The sequence below is a fragment of the Streptomyces sp. NPDC031474 genome (assembly GCF_055581185.1).
In genome coordinates this window covers 25187-47277 of the sequence record NZ_JBVIJX010000005.1, presented here as the reverse complement: position 1 = coordinate 47277, position 22091 = coordinate 25187, and the positions used below count along the sequence as shown (strand labels likewise).

Here is a 22091-nt window from a genome sequence, read left to right as displayed (position 1 = left end):
TGATCCCTCACATCCGGAAGACGCCGAAGCCGCCGCGCGCACCCTCGTACGGCGCCGTGTGGATGGCCGACAGGCACAGGCCCAGGACCGTGCGGGTGTCGCGCGGGTCGATGACGCCGTCGTCGTACAGCCGCCCCGAGAGGAACATCGGCAGCGACTCCGCCTCGATCTGCTGCTCGACCATGGCGCGCAGGGCGGCGTCGGCGTCCTCGTCGTAGGGCAGGCCCTTGGCGGTGGCGGACTGGCGGGCGACGATCGACAGCACGCCCGCGAGCTGCTGCGGGCCCATCACCGCCGACTTGGCGCTGGGCCAGGCGAACAGGAAGCGGGGGTCGTAGGCGCGCCCGCACATGCCGTAGTGGCCGGCGCCGTAGGACGCGCCCATGAGGACGGACAGGTGCGGGACCTTCGAGTTGGACACCGCGTTGATCATCATCGCGCCGTGCTTGATGATGCCGCCCTGTTCGTACTCGCGGCCGACCATGTAGCCGGTGGTGTTGTGCAGGAAGAGCAGCGGGATGTCGCGCTGGTTGGCGAGCTGGATGAACTGGGCGGCCTTCTGTGACTCCGCGCTGAACAGGACCCCTTGGGCGTTCGCCAGGATGCCGACGGGGTAGCCGTGCAGGGTCGCCCAGCCGGTGACGAGGCTCGTCCCGTACAGGGGCTTGAACTCGTCGAAGTCGGAGGCGTCGACGATCCGGGCGATCACCTCGCGCGGGTCGAAGGGGGTGCGCAGATCGTCCGGGACGATCCCCAGGAGCTCTTCCTCGTCATACTTGGGGGGTACGGCCGGGCCGGGATCCTCGTACGCCTTGCGGTGGTTGAGGCGGGCCACCACGCGGCGTGCCTGCCGCAGCGCGTCCCGCTCGTCGACGGCGAAGTGGTCGGCGAGACCGGACACGCGCGCGTGCATCTCCGCACCGCCCAGGGACTCGTCGTCGCTCTCCTCCCCGGTGGCCATCTTCACCAGGGGCGGACCGCCGAGGAACACCTTCGCCCGCTCCTTGACCATGATCACGTGGTCGGACATGCCGGGGATGTAGGCGCCGCCGGCGGTGGAGTTGCCGAAGACGACGGCGACGGTCGGAATCCCGGCCGCCGACAGCCGTGTCAGGTCCCGGAAGACGGCGCCTCCGGGGATGAAGATCTCCTTCTGCGAGGGCAGGTCGGCGCCACCCGACTCGACCAGGCTGATGCAGGGCAGCCGGTTGGCGAGGGCGATGTCGTTGGCGCGCAGGGCCTTCTTCAGGGACCAGGGGTTGCTGGCGCCCCCGCGCACGGTCGGATCGTTGGCGGTGATCAGGCACTCCACGCCCTCGACGACCCCGATGCCGGTGACGAGCGACGCGCCGACCGTGTAGTCGCTCCCCCAGGCCGCCAGCGGCGACAGCTCCAGAAAGGGCGTGTCGGGGTCGAGGAGCAGCTCGATGCGCTCGCGGGCGAGGAGCTTGCCGCGCGCGCGGTGCCTGGCGAGGTACTTCTCGCCGCCCCCCGCCAGCGCCTTCGCGTGCTCGGCGGAGAGGTCGGCGAGCTTGGCGAGCATGGCCTCGCGATGGGCGCGATGGTCGGGGCCGTGGGTGTCCAGGGCGGACGTGATGACCGTCAAAGGAGGGCCTCCGGAATGTCCAGGCGGCGGGAGCGCAGCCATTCGCCGAGCGCCTTGGCCTGCGGGTCGAAGCGGTGCTGTGCGGCGACGCCGGAGCCGAGAATGCCCTCGACGACGAAGTTCAGGGCACGGAGCGAGGGCAGGACGTGCCGGGTGACCGTCAGCTCACGGCTCTCCGGCACGAGCTCGCGGAACCGGTCGGCGGTCAGCGTGTGGGCGAGCCATCGCCACGCCTCGTCCGTGCGCGCCCACACCCCGACGTTGGCGTCCCCGCCCTTGTCCCCGCTGCGGGCGCCCGCGACCAGCCCGAGGGGGGCGCGCCGTACGGGTCCGTCCGGCAGCGGATCGGGAAGCGGGGGTTCCGGTACGTCGTCGAGTACGAGGGTGTCGGCGGCCGGGGCCACGGCGATACGGCGCCCGTCGGCGAGGACGGCCGTGTGCGCGACCTCGCCCCGGGGGACGTACGCGGCCTCGAAGACGCCGTAGGGGGCGCCCTTCCCCGGCGGGGCGAGGACATGGAACCCGGGGTAGCTCGCCAGCGCCAGTTCCACGGCCGCCCCGCTCAACGCCCGCCCCACGACGGCCTGTTCGGGATCGCGTACGACGAGCCGCAGCAGCGCGCTCGCCGTCTCCTCGGTGTCGGCGTCGGGCCGGTCGGTGCGGACCAGCTCCCAACGGACGCTCTCGGGCGGGGACTTGGCGAGGGCGTCCGTCATCTGCTCGCGCACCAGCGCCGCCTTGGCCTCGATGTCGAGACCGGTGAGCACGAAGACGACCTCGTTGCGGAAGCCGCCGATGCGGGTGCGGCCGACCTTGAGCGTCGGCGGCGGGGCCTCGCCGCGCACGCCGTCGATCCGTACCCGGTCGGGCCCGTCCTGGGTGAGCCGTACGGTGTCCAGGCGGGCGGTGACGTCGGGTCCCGCGTACCGGGCGGGGCCGGTCTCGTACAGCAGTTGGGCGGTGACCGTGCCGACGTCGACGAGGCCGCCGGTACCGGGGTGCTTGGTGATGACGCAGCTGCCGTCGGCGCGGATCTCGGCGACGGGGAAGCCGGGGCGGCGCAGCTCACGGCCGGCCCGGCTCGCGTCCCGGAAGAAGGCGTAGTTGCCGCCGGTGGCCTGCGTCCCGCACTCCAGGACGTGTCCGGCGACGACGGCGCCCGCGAGCCGGTCGTACTCCCCCGGCTGCCAGCCGAAGTGGGCGGCGGCGGGGCCGGTGACGAGGGCCGCGTCGGTGACCCGTCCGGTGACGACGACGTCCGCGCCCTCCCGCAGACAGGCGGCGATGCCGAAGCCGCCGAGGTAGGCGTGGGCGGTGAGGCTGCCGGGGTGGCCGGGGGTGAGGTCGTCGCCCTCGACGTGCGCGACCCGTACGGGAATGCCCAGCCGGTCCGCCAACTGCCTTACGGCGTCGGCGAGTCCGGCCGGATTGAGGCCGCCCGCGTTGGTGACGATCCGGACGCCTCGCTCGTGGGCGAGGCCGAGGGACTCCTCCAACTGCCCCAGGAACGTGCGGGCGTACCCGGCGGACGGGTCCTTCAGCCGGTCCCGGCCGAGGATCAGCATGGTGAGCTCGGCGAGGTAGTCACCGGTGAGGACGTCGAGTTCGCCGCCGGTGAGCATCTCGCGCATCGCGTCGAAGCGGTCGCCGTAGAAGCCGGAGGCGTTGCCCACCCGTAGGACGCTCACGAGGCCGTCCCCTTCGGCGGACGGCCCTTGCCGGGCGGGCCCGCGAAGGCCTGGGCGACGTCCAGCCACCGGTCGGCGTCGGGGCCTTCGGCGTGCAGGGCGAGGTCGGCGCGGTGGGCGCGCTGGGTGACCAGGCGGCAGAAGTCGAGGGCTGTTCCGGTGACGCGATCCTCGGCGTCCGACGGGCCGTACGTCCACAACTCGCCCGAGGGGCCGGTGAGTTCGACGCGGAACTCCTCGAACGGCGTGGGCAGTCCATGCACGCCGAAGGCGAAGTCGCGGGTGCGGACGCCGAGGCGGACGATGTGCCGGAGCCGGTCGGTGGGCGCGGGCGTCGCGCCCAGCGCGTCCGCCACGTCCAGGCCGTGCGCCCAGGTCTCCATGAGCCGGGCGGTCGCCATGGAAGCGGCGGACATGGGCGGCCCGTACCAGGGGAAACGCGCCCCCGCGGGCGCTGCCCGCAGGGCGTCCGCCAGGGCCTCACGGCCGGCCCGCCAGTCCGCGAGCAACTGCGCGGGCGGCTTCTCGGCCCCCTCCCGCGCACCGTTGTCGACGAAGTCCCCGGGTTCGGCCAGCGCCTTCTCCACCTCACGGGCGAAGGCGTCCTGATCGGTCACGGCCAGCACGGAGGAGCGGTCGGTCCAGGCGAGGTGCGCGATCTGATGGGCGACGGTCCAGCCGACGGCGGGCGTCGGCAGCGTCCACTGCTGCGGCCCCAACTCGGCTACCAGCCGGTCGAGTTCGTCGCTTTCGGCACGGAGATCGTCGAGCACGGGGGTCGAGTCGGCCATGAGGTGGAGCATGGCAGCGTCCCCAAAAACAATCAAGCGTGCTTGCATTAATTTGTGCGGCACGGCGGACCGGACCGGGCCGGCCGGACCGGGGTCAGGAAGCGGGGCGCTTCCTTCCTCGTGCCACCTGCGTCCGCACCGCGCCCATGCTCGCCCCGACGACCAGGGCGATCGCGGCCGCCTGGACAGCGGTGAGGGACTGGTCGAGGACGAGGAAGCCGGCCGCGGCGGCGAGGGCCGGTTCCAGGCTCATCAGGACGGCGAAGGTGGAGGCGGGCAGGCGGCGCAGGGCAAGGAGTTCGAGGGTGTAGGGGAGGACCGAGGAGAGCATGGCCACCGCCGCGCCCAGGCCGAGCGTCACCGGGTCGGCCAGTTTCGTGCCGGACTCCGCGAGGCCCAGCGGGAGGAAGAGCAGCGCGCCCACCGCCATCGCCAGGGCCAGGCCGTCCGCCTGCGCGAAACGGCGGCCGGTGCGGGCGCTGAAGACGATGTACGCCGCCCACATCACTCCCGCGCTGAGCGCGAACGCGACGCCCACCAGGTCGACACCGCCGCCGAAGCCACCGCCGCCCCCGCCGTGTCCGCCGCTTCCCGCGTCTCCCGCGTCTCCGCCGCCGCTGAGCAGGAAGACGCCGGCGAGGGCGAGGCCCGCCCAGAGGAGGTTCAGCGCGCGGCGCGAGGCGACGACCGAGAGGGTCAGCGGGCCGAGGACCTCCAGCGTCACCGCCAGGCCCAGCGGGATGCGGTCCAGCGCCTGGTAGAACAGGCCGTTCATCGCGGCCAGCGTGACGCCGAAGGCGACGACGGTGCCCCAGTCCGCGCGCGAGTGGCCGCGCAGCCGCGGCCGGCAGACGACCAGCAGCACCACCGCCGCCACCAGCAGCCGCAGCGCCACCACGCCCAGCGCGCCCGCCCTCGGCATCAGCGTCACCGCCAGCGCGCCGCCGAACTGCACCGAGACCCCGCCGGCGAGCACCAGTCCGACCGGACCGAGGGAGCCGAAGCGGCCCGGAGCGGTGGCCGGGGCGGCGGCTGAGGCCCCCGAGGCGGTTGCGGCCGGGGCCGAGGTCGCCGAGATCTGCGGTGCGGCGGCGGTGTCGGGGGTCGTCACGGGCGGTCCAGGTGCTCGGCGTGGCCGGCGTGGTCGGGTTTGATCCAGGCCGTTCACCACGATGTACTGACCGGTCCAGGCTAGTGGACCCCGTCAGGTGTGTGAACCCATTTAGCCGCTGTCTCGGGCTGTGAGACGTGCGACGACGTCTATCTGCGCGACATGTACAGATCCAATGCCTTGTGCAGCAGCTTGTTGAGCGGGAAGTCCCACTCCCCCAGGTACTCCACGGCCTCTCCGCCCGTGCCCACCTTGAAGCGGAGCAGGCCGAGCAGATGGTTGGACTCCTCCAGGGTGTCGGTGATGCCGCGCAGGTCGTAGACGGCGGCGCCGAGTTCGTGGGCGTCGGCCATCATCCGCCACTGCATGGCGTTGTTCGGCTGGACCTCGCGCCGGCGGCTGGTGGAGGCGCCGTACGAGTACCAGACGTGCTCGCCGACGGTCAGCATGGTGGCCGCCGCGAGGACCTCGCCGTCGTGGTGGGCGAGGTAGAGCCGCATACGGTCGGGGTGTTCGGCGTTCAGCGCGCTCCACATGCGCTGGAAGTAGGGCAGCGGACGCGGGAGGAAACGGTCGCGCTCGGCGGTCTCGGTGTAGAGCGTGTAGAAGGCCGGGAGGTCCTCGTAGCCGCCCCGGACGACCTTCACGCCCGCCTTCTCCGCCTTCTTGATGTTGCGCCGCCACTGCTGGTTGAGGCCGCCGTGGACCTCCTCCAGCGTCCGCCCTGCGAACGGGACCTGGAAGACGTAGCGGGGCTGGCCGGCCGCGAAGCCGTCCTCGCCGCCCGGCTCGGTCTGCTGCCAGCCCGCGCCGCGCAGCCGCTCGGCGACGTCGAGGGCGCCCGGCTCGTACGAGCTCGCCTCGGCGTCCCCCAGCCGGTGGGCGCCCGGGTCGGCGATGGCCGCCTTGACGGCGTCGGCGCTCCAGCGGCGTACGACGACGGGCGGGCCCATCTTCACCGAGAACGCGCCCCGCGCCTTCAGGTGCCCGAGCATCGGCGACAGCCAGCGTTCCACCAGGTCCGGTGCGTGCCAGTCGAGGAGCGGCCCCTCGGGCAGATAGGCCAGGTACTTCTTCAGCCTGGGCGGCGGCCGCAACAGCGCCAGCCCCGCACCGACGAGCCGCCCCTCCTCGTCGAACCAGCCCAGGCTCTCCGCCCGCCAGTCCGGCTTCACATCCCCCCACGAGGGGACCTGCATATGGCTCGCGGAGGCACGGGCCGCGACGAACGCCAGATGCTCGTCACGACTGATGGACTGGACACGCAGGCTCATGCTCGGGGCTCCTTCGAACGGCTGTGCAGAAGAGCGCAGACGAGTCAGCCTAGGAGGCGGTCACGGCCGTCCCGGGGACCGAACGCGTCCAGGACCACCGTGTCGGTCACGCGCGCGTGCCCCTCCGCCTCCGCCCTCTCCGCCTTCTCCGCCCCCTCCGCCTTCAGTCTTTCTCCCTGGAGCCCGTTCCCCTCTCCAGCCCATCCTCCAGTCCCTCCGCCAACACCTCCGCCAGATGGCTCCCCCGTACCCCCGCCAGTTGCTCCAGCTGTGTCCGGCAGGAGTAGCCGTCCGCCAGGATCACCGCCCCCTGTGGGGCGTTCCGGACGGCCGGCAGGAGCTGTTCCTCCGCGCAGGCCGTGGACACCTCGAAGTGGCCTTTTTCGAAGCCGAAGTTGCCGGCGAGGCCGCAGCACCCGCCCCTCAGGTCCCCGGTGAGCCCTGCGGCCTCGCGCAGCCGCCGCTCGGCCGCGTCGCCCAGGACCGCATGCTGGTGGCAGTGGGTCTGGCCGACCGCCGGACGGTCCAGGCGGGGCGGGGTCCAGTCGGGGGCGTGCCGCTCCAGGGCTTCCGCGAAGGTGAGGACGCGGGCGGCGAGGCGGCCCGCGCGCGGGTCGTCGGACAGCAGCTCGGGCAGATCGGTGCGCAGGGCGGCCGCACAGCTCGGCTCCAGGACGACGACCGGGGCGGACGTCTCCAGCACCGGCTCCATCAGATCGAGCGTGTGACGCAGCACCACGCGCGCGTGGTCGAGCTGGCCGGTGGAGACGTACGTCAGCCCGCAGCAGACCCGCCCCCGGCGGGCCGTCAGCAGCGCGGCCAGTGCGCCGGCGCCCCTCGACCGGCCATCGCCCACCGGCCTGCCCCGCATCCGCAGGCTCGGCGGCAGCGCCACCCGCAGCCCCGCCGCCTCCAGGACCCGGACGGCCGCCCGGCCCACGGACGGCGACAGATGCTCGGTGAAGGTGTCGGGCCACAGGACGACCAACTCGCCCCTGCCTACGAGCGGTTCGCCGATAGCAACAAGCGATTCGCCCCTGTCGACGGTCGACCGCGCGCGTTTGCGCCACCACCCGCTGAACGTCTCCCGCGCCAGCCGGGGAATCTCCCGCTCGGGTGCGATCCCGCCGGCCCGTTTCGCCGCCCGTGCGAGGGGCCGTACGCGCGCGAGGGCGTTGACGAGCCCCGTCGCGCGCGTGCGGGACGCCCACCGCAGCCACACCGGCAGCCGCCCCATGCTGTAGTGCGCGGCCGGACGCCGTCGTCCCTCGTAGTGGTGGTGCAGGAACTCCGCCTTGTAGGTGGCCATGTCGACCTCCACCGGGCAGTCGGAGCGGCAGCCCTTGCACGACAGGCACAGATCCAGCGCGTCCCGGACCTCCGTGGAGCGCCAGCCGTCGGTCACCAGCTCACCGGCCAGCATCTCGTGCAGCAGCCGGGCACGCCCGCGCGTGGAGTGCTCCTCCCGGCCCGTGACACGGAACGACGGGCACATCACGGACTCGCCGGCCGCCGACGTCGTACGGCACTTCGCGACGCCCACGCAGCGGCGGACGGCCGCCGAGAAGTCGCCGCCGTCGGCCGGGTAGCCGAACGCCACCGGGACGGGCTCGCGCGGCAGCACCGAGAAACGCAGTCCGGCGTCCAGCGGGGCGGGGCGCACGAGCATCCCGGGGTTGAGCAGGTCGTCGGGGTCCCACACGCCCTTCGCCCGCTCGAACAGCGCGACGAGCTCGTCCCCGTACATCCTGGGCAGCAGTTCGGCCCGGGCCTGGCCGTCGCCGTGCTCGCCGGAGAGCGAGCCCCCGTGGGCGACCACCAGGTCGGCGAGCTCCTCCGAGAAGCGGCGGAAGCGGCCGACCCCGGCCGCCGTCAGCAGGTCGAAGTCGATACGGACGTGGATGCAGCCGTCCCCGAAGTGGCCGTACGGCGTGCCGCGCAGGCCGTGCGCGGCGAGCAGCGCGCGGAAGTCCCGCAGATACGCGCCGAGCCGGGCCGGCGGCACCGCACAGTCCTCCCAGCCGGGCCAGGCCTCGGACCCGTCCGGCATCCGGGTCGCCGTCCCGCTCGCGTCCTCCCGGATCCGCCACAGCGCACGCTGCCCGGCGGAGTCGGTCACCACGCGCGCGTCGACGACGTCCGCCGCGCGGACGATCGTCTGCGCACGCGCGCGTGCCTCGTCGCCCGTCTCCCCTCCGGTCTCCACGAACAGCCAGGCCGCGCCCCTGGGCAGCCCGGCCGCCGCCGACGACGGCGACGACGGCACCAGGTCGGCTGCCATCCCCTCCACCGTCAGCGGGCCGTACGGCAGCAGCCCGGCCGCGGCCTCGGCGGCGGCGCCCTCGGCGGCGTAGCCGAGCACCGCGAGCGCACGCGCGCGTGGAGCCTCGACAAGCCCCACGACGGCCTCCGTGAGCACGCCCAGGGTGCCTTCGGAGCCGCAGAAGGACCGGGCGACGTCGGCGCCGTGCTCCGGCAGCAGCGCGTCCAGCGCGTACCCGGAGATGCGGCGCGGCAGGTCGGGGAAGCCGGTCCGCAGCCGTGCCAGTTCCCCCTCGACCAGCCCCCGCAGCCCGTCCGGCGCCCCCGCCCACTCCTGCCCGAGCCGCAGCCGTCGCCCGCGCGCGGTGACGACGTCCAGCTCGCGCACGCTGTCCGCGGTCGTCCCCCAGGCGACCGAGTGGGAGCCGCACGAGTTGTTGCCGATCATCCCGCCGAGCGTGCAGCGGCTGTGCGTGGACGGGTCGGGCCCGAAACACAGCCCGTGCGGGGCGGCGGCCTCCTGGAGCCGGTCGAGGACGAGCCCCGGCTGCACGACCGCCGTCCGCGCCACCGGATCCAGGGCGACCAGCCGGTTCAGGTACCGCGTGAAGTCCAGCACCACCCCGACGCCGGTGGCCTGCCCGGCGATGGACGTCCCGCCGCCCCGCGCCACGACCGGCACCCCGGCCTCCCGGCACACCGCGAGCGTGGCGGCCACGTCGTCCGCGTCCCTGGGCGCGACGACCCCGAGGGGGACACGCCGGTAGTTGGACGCGTCCATGGTGACGAGGGCCCGGGAGGTGACGTCGAAGCCGACGTCCCCCCGCACGGCCCGGCGCAGCTCACCCTCAAGACCCTGGAGACCCTCCGGAACTGTCACGTGTCCAGGAAACCAAAAACCTCGTCTCACCCGACGGACGAGGTTTCGCCGACGTTTCCCCCAACGGATACTCTCCCTTCCGTGGCTGAGATCCAGATTCCTGCTGACATCAAGCCCGCCGACGGTCGTTTCGGCGCGGGCCCCTCCAAGGTGCGGGTGGAGGCGCTGGACGCCCTGGCCGCCACCGGTACGTCCCTCCTCGGCACCTCCCACCGCCAGGCCCCGGTCAAGAACCTGGTCGGCCAGGTGCGCGAGGGCATCTCCGAGCTGTTCTCCCTCCCCGAGGGCTACGAGGTCATCCTCGGCAACGGCGGCTCCACCGCGTTCTGGGACATCGCGACCCACGGCCTGATCGAGAACAAGTCGCAGCACCTCACGTTCGGTGAGTTCAGCTCCAAGTTCGCCAAGGCCGCCAAGCTCGCCCCGTGGCTGGCCGAGCCCACCGTCGTCTCCTCCGACCCGGGCACGCACCCCGAGCCCGCCGCCGAGGCCGGCGTCGACGTCTACGCCTTCACGCACAACGAGACGTCGACCGGTGTCGCCGCCCCGATCAAGCGCGTGCCGGGCGCCGACGAGGGCGCGCTCGTGCTCGTGGACGCCACCTCGGGCGCCGGCGGCCTCCCGGTCGACATCGCCGAGACGGACGTCTACTACTTCGCCCCGCAGAAGTCCTTCGCCTCCGACGGCGGCCTGTGGATCGGCGTGTTCTCCCCGGCGGCGATCGAGCGCGCCGAGCGGATCCACGCGTCCGGCCGCCACATCCCGGAGTTCTTCTCACTCCCCACGGCGATCGACAACTCCCGCAAGAACCAGACGTACAACACCCCGGCGCTGGCCACGCTCTTCCTCCTCAACCAGCAGCTGGAGTGGATCAACGGCCAGGGCGGCCTCAACTGGTCGACGGCCCGCACCAAGGACTCCTCGACGCGCCTGTACACCTGGGCGGAGGAGTCGAAGCACGCCACCCCGTTCGTCACCGACCCGGCGAAGCGCTCGCAGGTCATCGGCACGATCGACTTCTCCGACGAGATCGACGCCGCCGCCGTCGCCAAGGTCCTGCGCGCCAACGGCATCGTCGACACCGAGCCCTACCGCAAGCTCGGCCGCAACCAGCTCCGCGTGGCGATGTTCCCGGCGGTCGACCCGGCGGACGTCGAGGCGCTGACCAAGTGCATCGACTACGTGATCGAGAAGCTCTGACCGCTTCCCCTACGACGTGATGGGCGCCCGGTGATCCACCGGGCGCCCTTTGTCGTCGCTCCGAGCCACCGTCTCCCCCGGACGGGCCATTGATTCCCCCTCCGGCGATGGCACACGCTGGTCCGGTCGGGCTGTTGACCGGAGTGTCCAGGGGGAGGGCGTCCAACCGTGCTGTATGGCGGCAAGCGCCGGTACAGGCGTCATGGCCTGGGGGAGCACGCGGTGGTGCGGGTGCTGATGCTCGCGGTCGCGGTGGCGGGGCTGTTCCTGTGTGTGGACCGGGTCGAGACGCACCGGCCGGACCTCCTGACGTACCGGAGCGCCTCCTTGTGTCCTGCGGGCACGCCGTGGAAGACGGCTGACGACTGCGTCGCCCGGATCACCGGCGAGGTCGTCGACAAGACCACTTCGCAATCGTGCACCTGGGACAGCGGCGGCGGGCAGTCGTGCACCACCGACTACGACCTGAAGGTCCGTTTCGGCCCGCGCACGAAGTCACTGGGCGTCGAGAGCAGCACCTACCGCGCGACGGACCGGGGCGACCAGGCGGATCTGCGCCTCTGGCGGGGACAAGTGGTGCGGATGGTCGTTCAGGGACACGTCGAGACCTATCTGACCTCCGACGAGTGGGCCTTCGCGGGGTGGCTGATCCTCGCGTGGGCGATGCTGGCGGCCTCCTGGCTGGCCCTTTTCGGACTGTGGCTGTACCCGCTGCTCTGGGGCTGGCTGGTGCTGACCGTTCCGTACGTGATGCTCGCCAGCAACCTCCTCGGGCTGAATCCGATGGGCGTGACGGGCTGGAGCCTCCTGGGCGTGTTCACCGCGGCGGGGCTGGGGGCCCTGGGGTACGCGCTGGCCAACGGCCTGGACTGATCACCGCCCCGGCCGTGCGGAGGGCGCCCGGCGAACACCGGGCGCCCTCCTGTTTCCGGCTCAGTGGTGAGAGCCGGGTTTCAACGGTCAGCCGCGGGAGCCGAGCAGCTCGTGCAGGCTGTCGCCGGGTGCCGCGGTGGCGGACCGGTCCGCGGACAGGGCGGACTTCGCCGTGGTCGGCGGCACGGGGTCGGCGGTCTTCTGGCAGACGGCGTCGGCCACACCGCTGCCGTGCGGCACGGTGCCGTCGGTGAGGTACTTCACCAGGTACTTGTCGAGGCAGGCGTTGCCGCTCAGGGTGATGCCGTGGTTGCCGCCGCCCTGCTCGACGACCAGGCTGGAGTGCTTGAGCAGGCGGTGGACGGTGACGCCGCCCTGGTACGGGGTGGCCGCGTCGTTCGTGGCCTGGAACAGCAGCACCGGCGGCAGCTTGCTGTTGGCGACGTTCACCGGCTTCAGCGACTTGGTGGGCCAGTACGCGCACGGCGCGTTGTACCAGGCGTTGTTCCAGGCCATGAACGGGGCCTTCTTGTACACGGCCCAGTTGTCCTTGCGCCACTGGTTCCAGTCACGCGGCCAGGAGACGTCACGGCACTGCACGGCGGTGTAGATGCTGTAGCCGTTGTCGCCGGAGGCGTCGATGGCCGCGATGTTCTCGTACGCCTTGACCAGCGGCGCGGAGTTCTTGTCGTTCACGTAGGCAGCGAACGCCTGGGCGAGGAGGGGCCAGTAGCCGTTGTAGTACCCGCCGGGGATGTAGGTGTCCTCCAGCTCGGAGGCGCCCACCTTGCCGCCGGCCGGCTTCTTGGCGAGTTCGGCCCGCATCGCGTACCACTCGGCCTCGATCTTGGCCGGGTCGGTGCCGAGCTTGTACGTGGCGTCGTACTTGGCGATCCACGCCATCAGCGCCTTGTGACGGGCGTCGAAGGCGTAGTCCTGCGAGATGTTGGCGTCGTACCAGACCCCGTTCGGGTCGACGATCGAGTCCAGCACCAGGCGGCGCACCCGGGTCGGGAAGAGCTTGGCGTAGACCTGGCCCAGGTAGGTGCCGTACGAGTAACCGAAGTAGTTGATCTTCTTGGCGCCGAGTGCCTTGCGGATCGAGTCCATGTCCTTCACGGCGCTGACGGTGTTGATGTACGGCAGTACATCGGCGTACTTCGTGCCGCAGGCCTTGGCGAAGGACTTGGCGCGCGACAGGTTGGCCTTCTCGATCGCGGACGTGCTGGGCACGGAGTCCGGACGGACCGGGTTGAAGTAGCCCGGCTTGCAGTCGAGGGCGGGCTTGCTCTTGCCCACTCCTCGCGGGTCGAAGCCGATGACGTCGTACTGGGCCGCGACCGCCTTGGGCAGCGAGGAGGCGACGAACCCGGCGAGGGTCAGACCGCTGCCGCCGGGGCCGCCGGGGTTGACCAGCAGCGGGCCCTGGTACTTCGTCGCGGTGTGCGGGACACGCGACAGAGCGAGGGTTATCTTCCGACCCTGCGGCTTGGCGTAGTTGAGCGGCACCTTCACCGACGCGCACTGCAGGGTCGGGTAGTCGTCCGTGGCGCACTTCTTCCAGGTGACCTTCGCCGCCTGGACGGCCTGCGCGGACTGCGACGCGCTGGCCTCGGCCGGGACGGCCGTGAGCGTCCCGGCCAGTACGACGGTCGCGCCACACAGCACAGCTGTGCTTCTTCTCATGACGTTCCCTCAAACCATGGGGGGTTGGGTCAAGACCGCAAGATTCACGATCCTGGCGGGATCTTTTCGAAGAAGCACGGTCACAGGAAGCGCTTAGGCAAAGGTTTTGGAACTCATTTGGCCCAGGACGCCTCACAGGCACCGCGAGCTGGCGCAACGTCAGGGGGTAGGCGTCTGCGGCCCGTTGTCTGATCAGCGCACGTTGGGAGGCCGTGGGCCATCAGGTCAAGCCGGTACGGGGCTGATGCCGGCTGTCAGCAGAACTGCCGGACAAACGCCTGCCAGCCTTCGCGGGAGACGGTGAGGAGGGGACCGGTGGGGTGCTTGCTGTCGCGGACGGCGCGGCCGTTGTCGGTTGTGTCGGCCACCTCTACACAGTCACCCTGCTGCGCGGAGTACGACGACTTGCGAAAAGTGCCCACAACCTCGGTCACGTCACTCTTCCTTCATGCTCCGCAGTATGTCCCGGATGAGCCTCGCGCTCGCGTCCGGTGCCAGTGCTGCCGATCGTAGTAGGTCATACGCGTTGCTGTAAGCCGCGAGGTCCTCCGGTGCTTCGAGGACCGAGGTACCTCGGAGATTCTCGATCGTCACCGCTTCCACGGTCGGTTCGGAGTCGAAGCTGAAGGAGGAGAAGGCGGGGATCGACGCCACCAGGACTCCAGCGCTGAAGGGCAGCACCTGCACGGTGACGTTCTTCCTCTTCGCGACTGTGAGAATCGCTGCCAGCTGTTCCCGGTGAGCATCGACGCTCACGAGGGGATGCCTGACCGCCGCCTCCCAGAAGATGGCGGTATACGACGCACCGCCTTCCCCGATCTTGGCCTGGCGCCCCTCTCGCACCTTCACCAACTGCTCAAGTACCTCAGGAGCGACATAGTCGGGCCCCGCTGCGATGACCTCTTCCGCATAGGCGTGAGTCTGCAACAGACCTGGTACCAAGGCTGGTTGCCACTGGCGGATGTACGTTGCGTCGTCCTCCAGCGCGATGTGGTCGAGGTAGTCCGGACGCAGGTGAGCGGCGTGCTCCAACCACCAACCGCGGTTCTTGGAGCGCTTGGCCAACTCCTCCAGCTTCTCGCGGACTTCCGGGTCCGTGACTCCGTACGCATCCAGCAGCAGCCGCACCTCGATGACGCGTGGTGTCGCATGCCCACTCTCAACCCGGCTGATTCTCGCCTGACTTGATGCAATCACCTCGGCGGCCTGCGGCTGGTCGAGCTTGGCGGCCTGACGGTACTGCCTGAGCGCCGTACCCAAGCGCCTGCTGCGCACAGTCGGCCGTCCACCTGCGGGCATGTGTGTCTCCCCTCTGCTCCGCAAAACCATGCCACAAGGGCCGCCACTTCACGGGTGCATCACACGATCGAGGGGCACTCATGCATGTATTCATTGGTTTCGCTTGTGAGGGTCCCGAATTCGACCCTAGCTTCAGCCCATGCCCACGACCGAAACCTTCAGCATCCCCAAGCGCAGAGAACACGTACCCGCCGCCCGGCACAGTGTTCGCAAGACCCTCGGGAACTGGGGGATCAGCGGCGGACTGGCCGACGACGTGACCCTCTCGGCCAATGAACTCGTGACCAACGCGGTGACCCACTGTCGGGTGACCTACTCCCAGGTCAGAGTCACGCTCACGCTGCAGGGGCCGTACCTCTTCCTGGAGGTCTACGACCCTGACCGGGACCGGCTCCCGGAGGTGCGGGAGCGCGGACCGGACGCCGAGGGTGGTCGCGGACTCACGCTCGTCGGGCAACTGACCCACGGCTGGGGCCATACGCAACGGCGGCACACGAAATGTGTGTGGGCGCGATTCCTGCTCCCGGAGGGACGTATGTTCCGGTGGATTCGTAAGGCGCTCGCAGGCCCGGAGGTGGACGACCTGGACCCCGCACGGGAGGTCCCGGCCCCGGACCCCTACGTCTGGCCGCTCCCGGACCCCCGCGAGGCCCGCTGGCGCCGCTGGGCCAGACGCTCCCGAGCGGCAGGCCGACGTCTGCCGTTCCCACGTGAGGAGGAGTGCTGGCGCATGCCCGTACCCCGCATGTCCCACTGGGAAGCCGGTGACGAAGTCGTACGGCTGTACGTACTCAGACCTTGACGCTCCTGGTGAACGAGCTCGCCGAGGCGGCCACGGCCAAGCGTCTGTCCTCCCTGATCGCCCGCTACAGCAGGGTCGACGGATCTTCAACGAGCCCCGGCTCTGCGCGGCCATCGCCGACCGGATCACCTTCCGCTGCACGCTGATCGAGACCGGCACCGACTCCTACCGGTTCCAGGCGACCGAGGACGAACGCGGCACCAAGAACGCCCCGTGAGTTTGTCCTCGAACGGCGGGTCCGGTCAGCTCAACAGGGCAGCCGTGAACGTCTTGCGGTGGTCCACCAGCCAGGTCTGCATACGGTCCCAGCGTTCCCATCCACCACGCTCGGCCAACGCCTGGCGATAGACGAGGTCACCGTCGGCCACTCGGCGGGCGACGAAGGCCCGGCAGACCTCCGTGGCCTGCTCGATGACGCTGGGCAACTCGGCGCGGTCGCCCGCCGAGAGGTCATAGCTGTCGGCAAGGATCCGCAGCCGTGCGGGCGCATCCAGCCCGGAGCGGTAGAGGGCAGCTGCGGATTCGGGGTCGAGCACGGGCACCCAATAGCGGGCGGTCATGGCGATGTCCCAGAGGGGGCGGCCCGGGGCCGCCAGGTCGAAATCGATCAGGGCAGTGGCACGACCGTCGCGAAAGACGACATTGTCTGGGCACACGTCGTTGTGGCACAGCATCGTTCCCCCCTCTGGGTCGGCCAGGTCCCGGGGCCACTCTGCATGGGTGTCGACCGCGACAGCCATGCTTGTCTCATGCAGGCGCCGCAGAAGGCTCCCCACCGATTCGAGGGCAGGGTCCGTCATCGCCCAGTCCGGGAACGGCGGCAGAGCCACGTCGCCGGGGATGAAGGTCAGCTGCTCACGGCCATCCGCGGTGAGACCGACAGGAGCCGGGGCCGCGTCGAAGCCGTGCTCCTTCAGCGCAAGGAGATAGGCATGCAGGGCGCGCGCGTTGCGCGGCGCTGGGCGCTCCACCAACGCACCCCGGCGGAAGACCGCCCCCGCGTTCGCCATCCCACCGACCAGCGCCTCACCTTCGGTCGTCATGAGGATCACGCTAGCGCCGATCAACCCGGCAAACATGGAAAGGGGCCGGCATCCCGCCGGCCCCTTTCGGTATGCGCGCCCGTTGATCACCTCACCGGGCGCCCCTGTCACACGGCCCTCACGCCGCCGTACAGCTCACGCTCGACACACCTCCGCCCCCGGGCCTGCCCCCGAAGCCGAAGCTTGCCGAACCGGCCGCCGGGATCGAACCGTTGTGCGCGGCGTTCACCGCGGTCACGGTCGAGCCCGTCTGCGTGTACGTCGCGTTCCAGATGTTGGTGATCTGCTGGGCGCCGCTCCAGGTCCAGGTCACCTTCCAGGACGAGAGGGCGCTCGTCCCCGTGTTGGTCACCTTCACCTCGGCGTTGAAGCCGCCGCCCCAGTCGCTGCTGACGGTGTACGCGGCGGAGCAGGAGGCCGTGCTCCCGCCGCCACCTCCTCCGCCGCCACCGCCGCCACCGCCGCCGTTGCTCGGAAAGCCCGGCGCCTTGATGCTCGCCAGATAGCCGTCCTTCACCGTGTCGACCGTCTGCCAGTCGTCCTTCAGGATCCCGCCCGTGTCACCGGAGTTGGGGTTCCAGGACCAGAACGTCCAGTGGAAGGAGTCGGCGCCGTACGTCGACGTCGGACGGAGGTAACTCACCAGCGCCGCAAGCCACTTCTGGTCGACGGTGGCCTGAAGGGTGGTGCCGAACTCGCCCACCCACACGGGCGCGATGTTCTGCTTGAAGAGGTAGCCCCAGTACTTGTCCCAGATTCCCGGCATGTTCGCGGGGAACGTCGGGTCGTTGAACCAGCTCTGCTGGGCGACGCTCGTGGCGTAGTCGTGGGCCGAGTACACCACCCGGTTGGCCACGTTCAGCTGCACCGGGTACTGCGCGGCGCCCATCAGGTTGCCGCCCCACCAGCCGGAGACGCCGTTGAAGGACTGCACGCCCTCGACGAAGATCAGCAGGGCCGGGTTGACGGACAGGACCGCGTTGCCGGCCCGCTGCGCGGCCAGTCGCCAGTCCGTCGCCGTGTCCCCGCAGCCCCAACAGGCCGGATCGTGGGGCTCGTTGTGGAGGTCGATGCCTACGACCGTGTCCTGGCCCTGGTAGCGGCTCGCGAGGGACTTGAGGTTGGCGATCCACGTCGACTCGGGGACGGCGGAGGTGTACCAGAGCGCCGACTGCCCGCCCGCGTCCGGGCGGTGCCGGTCGAGGATGACCTTCAGGCCGTCCTGACCGGCGTACGCGACCAGCTTGTCCAGCACGCCCAGCGAGCCGAGACCTTGCAGATCGGCGTTCTTGCCGCTGCTGAAGTCGATGCTGTTGGGGACGGTCGTGCTCTTGAAGATGTCGTCGCTGTACGGGATGCGAATCGTGTTGTAGCCGAGCGACTTCATCTGGTCGATCATGCTCTTGTAGTCGCGGGACCAGAGGCCGTGGACGACGTAGTTGCCGGTCTCGAAGCCGAACCAGTTGATCCCGGCGATCCGGACCGGCTGCCCGGCGGCGTCCAGGATCTGGCGGCCGCTGGTGTGCCAGTACCCGGCACCGGCATTCGCCGCGACGGCGGCCCCGGCGGCATCGCCAACCCTGGCTGGAGCGGCCACGGCGGCGGCCCCGGCGGCATCGGCTGCGTGGGCCTCCGCCGCGTCGGCCGTCTGCACCATGGATCCCAGCGGTATCAGAAGCGCGGCGGCGCCGGCGCACAGCGCTCTTCGCAAGCTGCGGAACATCTCGCTGCTTCCTCTCGGGAGGCGCGGGCCCGGAAATCATGGGAGCGCTCCCATACACCGCGCTCCCCCCAGGAAACTGACACCCCATGACCACGTCAAGAAGTTCGACGGGGGAAGCCGGGGGAAGTCGGGGGAAGTCGGAGGACGCCGGGGGAAGTCGGAGGACGCCGGGGGAAGCCGGAGGACGCCGGGGGGGGAAGCCGGAGGACGCCGGCTCAGTTCCGGCGCAGGAGACGGCGGAAGCCGAAGACCACGGCGGCGACCACGGCGACGGCGAGCGCGCCGAACTTGACGCCGCTGCCGGCGGCCGAGGACCCGCCGCCGTCGCCCGAGGCGCTCGAACTCCCACCCCCGGACGAGGACTTGGAGCCTGAGGAGCCCGCGCCGTCGGGTGCGTCCTCCGCGACGACCGAACTCCCGGCGCCCTCACTGCCGTACAGGAGCTTGGTGCCGTCGGCGGAGTAGCTGACGGACTCCCCCTGCCGTTGCAGCGGCACGTCGAGCCGCCCCTTGCGCTCGATCTTTCCGCCGTTCCAGGCGTAGTAGATGCCGCCGAAGTAGCCGCGCACGGCGAGTTGGGAGCCGTCCGGGGAGAAGGCGGCGTCGGTGGCCCACAGGTCGACGGCGGCGACGGGCTTGAAGATGTTCGTCCCCGAGGCGGAGAGCTTCGCCGGACCCTCGTAGAGGTGCCCGCCGTCCTCCTTCTTGTCGATGATGTAGACACGGCCGGTCTTGGGGTGCACGAGGAGCGACTCGGCGTCGCGGGCGCCGTCGGAGTACTTCACGACGTACTGCGTGGCCTTGACCGTCTGGTCGACGAGCTTCGCCGGCTCGGGCAGCCGGTAGATCCACACGTACTTCCAGGTGCCGCCGAGGTTGTCGCCGATGTCGCCGACCCAGATCTCGTTGCCGGGCCCGATGGAGATCGCCTCGACGTCGCGCGGGGAGCCGATGCCGGTGAGGGTGAGGCGGGCGACGGTCTTTCCGGACGCGCTGTCGACGGCGTAGAGGTACGGGCCGTCGTCGCTGTCGTTGTGGGTCCAGTAGACGCCGGGGTGCTGACGCGAGGCGGCGAGGCCGCTGGACTCGGTGACGCGCGGGTCCTCGATGGTGAACCCCTTGTCGCCGTCGGCGGCGAAGGCGACGGGCACGGCGAAGCCACCCGCGAGGAGGACCCCGAGGAACCCCAGAACTCCGAGAGCCCTGAGGGCTCCGAGGGCCCTGAGGGCTCCGAGGGCCCTGAAGACTCCGGTGAGGAGGGCTCCGGCTCGGACGGCGAAAGGTCGGCGCATGCGAACAAGCCTGCCATCCCGCACGGACGTTCACGGGCTCCCCTGGGCCCTCACCGTCGTGTGCACCGACTCGCGCACCGCCTCGTGGTCGGTGTCACACGCCCCCGGCCACGGTGATCCTTCTCTGATCCCTCATCATGAGCGGATGCTCAGGTTCATGCCCGTAGGCGACTCGATGACGATCGGCAGCACGGGCGACCACACCTGGCGTTACCGCCTGTGGCGACACCTGTGCGGGACGTACGGCGGCCCGTTCACCCTCGTCGGACCTCGCGAGACGCTCTACGACAAGGCGACGGACACCCCGACGTCGTACGCGTACGCCGAACCCGGCTTCCCCCGCGGCCACCTGGCCGGCTGGGGCGAGGGCTGGCAGCACATGGTCCCGCTGATCGGCGATGCGGTACGCGGGTCAGAGGCGGACGTCCTGCTGGTGTCGCTGGGCCTGATCGACCTGGGCTTCTACACGAACGCCGAGCAGACCGCGGCCAACGCCCGCGCCTTCGTCGCCGAGGCCCGGGCGGCGAGGCCCCGGATACGGATGGTGTGGCTCCCGGTGATCCCGAACATCCGGGCCGCGAACGACGCACCCTTCGCCACCGAGGTCGCCCTCTTCAACGAACTCCTGGCGAAGACGGCCGCCGACCTGGACGAACCGGCCTCCCCGATCCTCCTGGCGTCGATCCCGGAAACCTGGGACATCGACACCGACACCTACGACGGCACCCACCCCAACGCAGCCGGCGAACACCAACTGGCGTCCGCCTTCGCGGAGGCGATGTACCAGGGGTGGGAGCTGGGCGGGGAGTACGAGCGCTCCGCGTGACCTAGTCACCGTGCGTATCGTTTTCCTGCGCGGCGGCACCGATCCATGGGTCGCCGGGGAGGAGCGCCAGATGACCGTCCTGGAAGACAGGATCACGATGGCCGACGCCAACACGCAGCGCTTGGACGAATGGTTCGAGCGACTTGAGCGGATGCCCGTCCCCGAAGGCTTCAGGGTCGAGATCGTCGGGGGCAACGTCTTCATGACACCACAGCGGGACACCCACTGGGGAATCATTCGCCGGATCGCACGCGCCTTCGAAGACAGGTTCGGGATGGACGTCAAGATCTTCTCTGACGTCCGCATCGACTTCCCGGGACACGAGAACGGCTTCTGCCCTGACATCGCCAAGCTCGGCGATTCGGCGAAGAAGGACGACGAAGGCCGCTGGCAGTACCAGGACGTCGAGTTCGTCGCCGAAGTCATCTCCGAGGGGACGGCCACCAACGACTACGGCCCGAAGAAGACCGCCTACGCCGTCGCCGAGGTCCCTGTCTACGTCATCGCCGATCCCTACCAGGGGCGGTGCTACGTCTACACGGACCCCAAGGACGGCGACTACGGCACCAGGCAGCCAGTGGACTTCGGCGTCGACATCGACCTCACCGGCACCGTCATCGACCTCACCCTCAAGACCGACGAGTTCCCCCGCGACTGACCGCCCGTCGCCTTCCGCCCGCCCGCCGTCTGTCAGCCGTCAGACGTCAGCCGTCAGCCGTCGACCGCCGGTCAGAACATCGTGTTGTCGTTCGCCGACGTGGCCGGGACGTCCTGGAGTACGTCCCAGTGTTCGACGATCTTGCCGTTGCGCACGCGGAAGAGGTCCACGACCGCCTGCCCCCGCTCGCCCGGGGCGTTCACGTAGTGGCTGTGGACGGCGACCAGGTCCCCCTCGGCGACGATCCGCTTCGGTGAGACGGAGAGCTGGGGGAACGCCTTGAAGTACGCGCCCAGTCCCGCCTTCGCGCCGGCGACGCCGTCCGCGATGTTCGGGTTGTGCTGGTGGTACTCGGGCCCCCAGTACCTGTCGAGCGCCGACACGTCCTTGCGCACGAGCAGTTGCTCGACGGCCGCGGTCACCAGCTTCTTGTTGTAGGCCGTCAGCCATCGCGGGCCCGGGGACTCCGTCCGCGGCCGGCTCACCGTCGAGAACATGTCGTTGCCGTTGGCCGTGGTCTCGGGCACGTTCTCCACGGCGTCCCAGTGCTCGGCGATCTTCCCGCCCTGGAAGCGGAAGATGTCGAAGACGGCCGAGCCCCGGGTGCCCGGAGTCAGGACGACGTTGGAGTGCACGAGGACGAGGTCGCCCTCGGAGATGACCCGCTTGATGTCGTACTTGGCGTCGGGGAACTGCTGGTGCACCGAGACGGCCAGGTTCTTCAGCGTCTCCGCGCCGTCCGCCGCCGTGGGGTTGTGCTGGATGTAGTCCGGTCGTACGAAGCGGTCCACGACCGCGGTGTCGCCGCGCTCGAACACCCCCTTGATGACACTGGCGGCAACGGCCTTCTGATAGCCGAGGCGGGCGGAATCGCCCTGAGCGGCGTATCCGGCAGAGGCGGCGGAGACGGTGTGCGGTGCCGCGACGGCCGGGACGGCGGCGGCGCCCAGGACGGCGGCGGAGGCGGCGAAGGCGACAAGCGCCCTGCGGACAGAGGCGGTGGGGGGCATGCGGCTCTCCAGAAGTAGATATTGAAACTTCAAGCTCACGCTTCCCACAGGAAAGCACTAACCATCA

18 protein-coding genes and 1 pseudogene are annotated in these 22091 nt (G+C 70.5%); 6 read left to right on the top strand and 13 right to left on the bottom strand.

Annotation, left to right across the window (positions count from 1 at the left end; genetic code table 11):
• Positions 1-7 precede the first annotated feature (7 nt).
• The 6 genes from ACZ5SK_RS10935 to ACZ5SK_RS10910 all read right to left on the bottom strand — a co-directional run bounded on the left by ACZ5SK_RS10935 (position 8) and on the right by ACZ5SK_RS10910 (position 9612).
• A complete protein-coding gene (locus ACZ5SK_RS10935) occupies positions 8-1606 on the bottom strand; it encodes an acyl-CoA carboxylase subunit beta (RefSeq protein WP_334579008.1) in 1599 nt (532 codons plus the stop codon).
• Positions 1603-3294 (bottom strand): acyclic terpene utilization AtuA family protein, encoded by a 1692-nt coding sequence (locus tag ACZ5SK_RS10930; RefSeq protein ID WP_468575821.1) that lies wholly within the window; start codon positions 3292-3294, stop codon positions 1603-1605. Before ACZ5SK_RS10930 ends, ACZ5SK_RS10935 begins: the two co-directional genes overlap by 4 nt.
• Positions 3291-4085 carry a TIGR03084 family metal-binding protein gene (locus ACZ5SK_RS10925; protein ID WP_334579006.1) on the bottom strand — a complete coding sequence of 265 codons (795 nt, stop codon included), beginning with the start codon at positions 4083-4085 and terminating at the stop codon, positions 3291-3293. The genes ACZ5SK_RS10930 and ACZ5SK_RS10925 overlap by 4 nt, the downstream gene beginning before the upstream one ends.
• A gap of 94 nt (positions 4086-4179) precedes the next feature.
• Positions 4180-5196, bottom strand: a complete 1017-nt coding sequence (locus ACZ5SK_RS10920; RefSeq protein ID WP_334579005.1) for an EamA family transporter — start codon at positions 5194-5196, stop codon at positions 4180-4182.
• Between the two features lie 149 nt (positions 5197-5345).
• Positions 5346-6470, bottom strand: a complete 1125-nt coding sequence (locus ACZ5SK_RS10915; RefSeq protein WP_468156307.1) for a lipid II:glycine glycyltransferase FemX — start codon at positions 6468-6470, stop codon at positions 5346-5348.
• 163 nt (positions 6471-6633) lie between these two features.
• Complete coding sequence (locus tag ACZ5SK_RS10910; protein ID WP_468575818.1) at positions 6634-9612, bottom strand: FAD-binding and (Fe-S)-binding domain-containing protein; 2979 nt, start codon at positions 9610-9612, stop codon at positions 6634-6636.
• 81 nt (positions 9613-9693) lie between these two features.
• Between ACZ5SK_RS10910 and serC the strand changes: the two genes are divergently transcribed.
• Both serC and ACZ5SK_RS10900 read left to right on the top strand, forming a co-directional pair.
• Positions 9694-10812, top strand: coding sequence for a phosphoserine transaminase (serC, locus tag ACZ5SK_RS10905; RefSeq protein WP_334579002.1), 1119 nt, complete (start codon positions 9694-9696; stop codon positions 10810-10812).
• A 168-nt stretch (positions 10813-10980) separates the two neighbouring features.
• The gene (locus tag ACZ5SK_RS10900) at positions 10981-11685 is read left to right on the top strand and encodes a hypothetical protein (protein ID WP_334579001.1); all 705 of its coding nucleotides are present in this window, start codon (positions 10981-10983) and stop codon (positions 11683-11685) included.
• 87 nt (positions 11686-11772) lie between these two features.
• On the opposite strand, the gene ACZ5SK_RS10895 is transcribed toward ACZ5SK_RS10900, so the two are convergent.
• From ACZ5SK_RS10895 to ACZ5SK_RS10885, 3 genes are all read right to left on the bottom strand, one after another.
• Positions 11773-13371 (bottom strand): alpha/beta hydrolase, encoded by a 1599-nt coding sequence (locus ACZ5SK_RS10895; protein WP_468416669.1) that lies wholly within the window; start codon positions 13369-13371, stop codon positions 11773-11775.
• Positions 13372-13625: 254 nt separating this feature from the next.
• Complete coding sequence (locus ACZ5SK_RS10890; protein WP_361702245.1) at positions 13626-13805, bottom strand: DUF397 domain-containing protein; 180 nt, start codon at positions 13803-13805, stop codon at positions 13626-13628.
• Between the two features lies 1 nt (position 13806).
• The gene (locus ACZ5SK_RS10885; RefSeq protein WP_468575816.1) at positions 13807-14670 is read right to left on the bottom strand and encodes a helix-turn-helix domain-containing protein; all 864 of its coding nucleotides are present in this window, start codon (positions 14668-14670) and stop codon (positions 13807-13809) included.
• A gap of 139 nt (positions 14671-14809) precedes the next feature.
• On the opposite strand from ACZ5SK_RS10885, the gene ACZ5SK_RS10880 reads away from it, so the two are divergent.
• Together ACZ5SK_RS10880 and ACZ5SK_RS10875 are read left to right on the top strand one after the other, a co-directional pair.
• On the top strand, positions 14810-15472 hold the full coding sequence (locus ACZ5SK_RS10880; protein WP_361702241.1) for an ATP-binding protein: 663 nt from the start codon (positions 14810-14812) through the stop codon (positions 15470-15472).
• Positions 15472-15689 (top strand): annotated as a pseudogene (locus ACZ5SK_RS10875) (hypothetical protein); the annotation flags it as partial. The gene ACZ5SK_RS10880 and the pseudogene ACZ5SK_RS10875, both read left to right, overlap by 1 nt.
• 25 nt (positions 15690-15714) lie before the next feature.
• Here ACZ5SK_RS10875 and ACZ5SK_RS10870 read toward each other — a convergent pair.
• From ACZ5SK_RS10870 to ACZ5SK_RS10860, 3 genes are all read right to left on the bottom strand, one after another.
• The gene (locus ACZ5SK_RS10870) at positions 15715-16515 is read right to left on the bottom strand and encodes an aminoglycoside phosphotransferase family protein (RefSeq protein ID WP_361702239.1); all 801 of its coding nucleotides are present in this window, start codon (positions 16513-16515) and stop codon (positions 15715-15717) included.
• 118 nt (positions 16516-16633) lie between these two features.
• Positions 16634-18238, bottom strand: a complete 1605-nt coding sequence (locus tag ACZ5SK_RS10865; protein ID WP_468575814.1) for a cellulase family glycosylhydrolase — start codon at positions 18236-18238, stop codon at positions 16634-16636.
• Between the two features lie 215 nt (positions 18239-18453).
• The gene (locus ACZ5SK_RS10860; protein ID WP_468575813.1) at positions 18454-19530 is read right to left on the bottom strand and encodes a TolB-like translocation protein; all 1077 of its coding nucleotides are present in this window, start codon (positions 19528-19530) and stop codon (positions 18454-18456) included.
• 145 nt (positions 19531-19675) lie between these two features.
• Here ACZ5SK_RS10860 and ACZ5SK_RS10855 point away from each other — a divergent pair, with 145 nt between their 5' ends.
• On the top strand, positions 19676-20356 hold the full coding sequence (locus ACZ5SK_RS10855; RefSeq protein WP_334578997.1) for an SGNH/GDSL hydrolase family protein: 681 nt from the start codon (positions 19676-19678) through the stop codon (positions 20354-20356).
• 70 nt (positions 20357-20426) lie between these two features.
• Positions 20427-21014: a Uma2 family endonuclease gene (locus tag ACZ5SK_RS10850; protein WP_334581281.1), complete on the top strand. Its 588-nt coding sequence runs from the start codon at positions 20427-20429 to the stop codon at positions 21012-21014.
• A 71-nt stretch (positions 21015-21085) separates the two neighbouring features.
• On the opposite strand, the gene ACZ5SK_RS10845 is transcribed toward ACZ5SK_RS10850, so the two are convergent.
• On the bottom strand, positions 21086-22024 hold the full coding sequence (locus ACZ5SK_RS10845; protein ID WP_361702233.1) for a nuclear transport factor 2 family protein: 939 nt from the start codon (positions 22022-22024) through the stop codon (positions 21086-21088).
• Positions 22025-22091: the final 67 nt, after the last annotated feature.

Excerpts from the sequence above, each read along its gene's own strand:
- ACZ5SK_RS10925 (WP_334579006.1), bottom strand. The coding sequence starts at position 4,085 with ATGGCCGACTCGACCCCCGTGCTCGACGATCTCCGTGCCGAAAGCGAC.
- ACZ5SK_RS10915 (WP_468156307.1), bottom strand. The coding sequence starts at position 6,470 with ATGAGCCTGCGTGTCCAGTCCATCAGTCGTGACGAGCATCTGGCGTTC.
- ACZ5SK_RS10895 (WP_468416669.1), bottom strand. The coding sequence starts at position 13,371 with ATGAGAAGAAGCACAGCTGTGCTGTGTGGCGCGACCGTCGTACTGGCC.
- ACZ5SK_RS10885 (WP_468575816.1), bottom strand. The coding sequence starts at position 14,670 with ATGCCCGCAGGTGGACGGCCGACTGTGCGCAGCAGGCGCTTGGGTACG.
- ACZ5SK_RS10880 (WP_361702241.1), top strand. The coding sequence starts at position 14,810 with ATGCCCACGACCGAAACCTTCAGCATCCCCAAGCGCAGAGAACACGTA.
- ACZ5SK_RS10870 (WP_361702239.1), bottom strand. The coding sequence starts at position 16,515 with ATGACGACCGAAGGTGAGGCGCTGGTCGGTGGGATGGCGAACGCGGGG.
- ACZ5SK_RS10865 (WP_468575814.1), bottom strand. The coding sequence starts at position 18,238 with ATGTTCCGCAGCTTGCGAAGAGCGCTGTGCGCCGGCGCCGCCGCGCTT.
- ACZ5SK_RS10860 (WP_468575813.1), bottom strand. The coding sequence starts at position 19,530 with ATGCGCCGACCTTTCGCCGTCCGAGCCGGAGCCCTCCTCACCGGAGTC.
- ACZ5SK_RS10855 (WP_334578997.1), top strand. The coding sequence starts at position 19,676 with ATGCTCAGGTTCATGCCCGTAGGCGACTCGATGACGATCGGCAGCACG.
- ACZ5SK_RS10850 (WP_334581281.1), top strand. The coding sequence starts at position 20,427 with ATGACCGTCCTGGAAGACAGGATCACGATGGCCGACGCCAACACGCAG.
- ACZ5SK_RS10845 (WP_361702233.1), bottom strand. The coding sequence starts at position 22,024 with ATGCCCCCCACCGCCTCTGTCCGCAGGGCGCTTGTCGCCTTCGCCGCC.